Source organism: Streptomyces sp. NPDC002623 (assembly GCF_053592635.1).
The window spans coordinates 1-2,032 of sequence record NZ_JBSFWB010000100.1 but is presented as its reverse complement, the minus strand read 5'-3'; the positions used below and the strand labels follow the sequence as shown (position 1 = coordinate 2,032).

2 protein-coding genes and 1 pseudogene are annotated in these 2,032 nt (G+C 67.7%); 2 read left to right on the top strand and 1 reads right to left on the bottom strand.

Features of this window, described 5'->3' with window-relative positions:
- The coding region (locus ACWD4O_RS48680) for an NAD(P)-dependent oxidoreductase (protein WP_451289585.1) at positions 1-587 on the bottom strand (587 nt) is incomplete at its 3' end.
- 141 nt (positions 588-728) lie between these two features.
- On the opposite strand from ACWD4O_RS48680, the gene ACWD4O_RS48675 reads away from it, so the two are divergent.
- Both ACWD4O_RS48675 and ACWD4O_RS48670 read left to right on the top strand, forming a co-directional pair.
- Complete coding sequence (locus ACWD4O_RS48675) at positions 729-1,214, top strand: MarR family winged helix-turn-helix transcriptional regulator (protein ID WP_451289584.1); 486 nt, start codon at positions 729-731, stop codon at positions 1,212-1,214.
- A 582-nt stretch (positions 1,215-1,796) separates the two neighbouring features.
- Positions 1,797-2,032: pseudogene (locus ACWD4O_RS48670) on the top strand (MBL fold metallo-hydrolase); the annotation flags it as partial.

The following is a 2,032-nucleotide window of genomic DNA, read 5'->3' as shown; positions in this document are numbered from 1 at the left end:
ATCTCGACGAGGGCGCGCGCGACGTTCGCGAACGGGAGGGTGGGCAGCCCGGGGACCTTGCCGACCCGGTCGAGGCGCTTGACCGTGGCGGCGGGCGCGGCGGGGGCCTCTTTGAGGTTGACCGGGTAGACGGTCGTCCAGTTCAGGCCGCTCGCGGGCAGGCTCTCCTCCGAGAGCTCCTTGTCCTTGAAGATCGCGGCGACGACCGTCTTGTAGACCAGCCGCCCCACGAACGACGCCTTCGCCGCCGTGTCCCCGACGCCGAACGCGGAGACGAGCACGAACCGCTCGACACCGGCGTCCCGCGCCGCGGCGGTGACGACCGGCAGGGTGCGCTGCATCAGGTCGACGGGCTTCTTCGCCCGCAGGGCGACCCCGATCGCCGAGATCACGGCGTCACTGCTGGCGAAGGCCTTCGCCAGCGCGGCCCGGTCGTCGAGGGAACCCTGCACGACGGTCACCCCGGCCTGCCGCTGCACCGCGTCGGGATTGCGTACGTAGGCCACGACCTCGTGCCCCTGGGACAGCGCTTCCTTCACCACGTGTGAGCCGATGTTGCCGGTGGCGCCCAGTACGACGATCTTCATGGTTCTTCTCCTCCTCCGGGGGACCTGCTCGGACCCACTCGATATTTACTTCGAATTCGAAGCATCGCACCATAGTACTTCGAATTCAAAGCACATGCTTGACGGTAGCATACTTCGAACTCGAAGCAAGGACGGTGGACCATGGAGCCGACGCCCCAGCACATCGCGGCCTACTTCGCCCTCATGGAGGCCGGAGCCCTGCTGCAACAACTGGTCGAGCAGCAACTGCGCGACGAGGGCAACCTCACCTACATCCAGTTCCGCGTCCTGGCGCAGCTCACCGAGGCCCCCGGCCAGAGCCTGCGTATGACTGATCTCGCCGACGGGTTGGTCTACAGCCGCAGCGGACTGACCTACCAGGCCGACCGCCTGGAGCAGAACGGCCTGATCGTCCGCGCCCCGTCGCCCGACGACGAACGGTCGGTGACCGTGACGATGACCGAGGCCGGACGGGAGACACTGGCGCGCGTGCTGCCCGGCCACGTCGATCTCGTCGCGAGAGAGCTCTTCGGCCCGCTGGACGAGAAGGACGTCACGGCGATGGCAGACGTTCTCACGCGCGTCCGCGACAACCTGCGCAGCGCCCCGCGCCGCCGGACACCCCGCCGCCGACCCAAGGCGACCTGATCCCTGCGAGGGCATCGCGGGCATCGCTCCGACCTTGCTCGAGCCTTGACGGACTTACGACATAAGCGCGCTAAGCCGATCTCTGGACACCGTGACCCCGATGCTCCCGTGGTTCCCCGCCAGGACGATGCGGCGGCGCACCCCGTCGACGAAGAGTTCCAAGTCGGAACAGCTCCGGCGCAGGTCAGCGCCGCCGCGTCCACGCTCCAGGGCGCAGCGCACGATCTCTTGCTTTGTCAGAGTCCACGGCACGTCATTCTCTGCACCATTGGCCATCCTCCATCGGTGGCGGTGCATCCGGATCGAACATGCAGCGTGGGCCCGAGCGGAGAATCCACCCTGCTCGCGAGCGCACATTTGACACCACTTATGTCGTAAGTCTAGCTTGAAGGGAAGGTCGACATACGCCGTAAGTGTGATGGAGGCTCGCGGATGACCCGCACCATGCGCACCCTCTGAACATGCGGGGAGCCCGACGTCGACCGGGCGGACCTCCGCCTGTCCCAGGGCGCCTGCAAACCTGCCGGCGTCCACGCGCGAACCGTGGCCTGCCCGCACCTCACACCTCCAAGGACACCCACCATGAAAGTCCGCCACCTCAACTGCGGCACCATGCATCCGCCCGGCGCCCGCCTCGTCTGCCACGTCCTGCTGATCGAGACCGCGAACGGCCTGGTCCTCGTCGACTCCGGCTACGGCCTCGACGACATCGCCGACCCCAAACGGCGCGTCGGACCGGCGCGCCGCTTCATCCGGCCGGTGTTCGACCCCGAGGAGACCGCCGCCCGCCAGGTCGAGAAGCTCGGCTTCCGCCGCGA

What these genes read in the sequence shown, in the direction of transcription:
- ACWD4O_RS48675 (WP_451289584.1), top strand. Translation starts at nt 729, where the DNA reads ATGGAGCCGACGCCCCAGCACATCGCGGCCTACTTCGCCCTCATGGAG.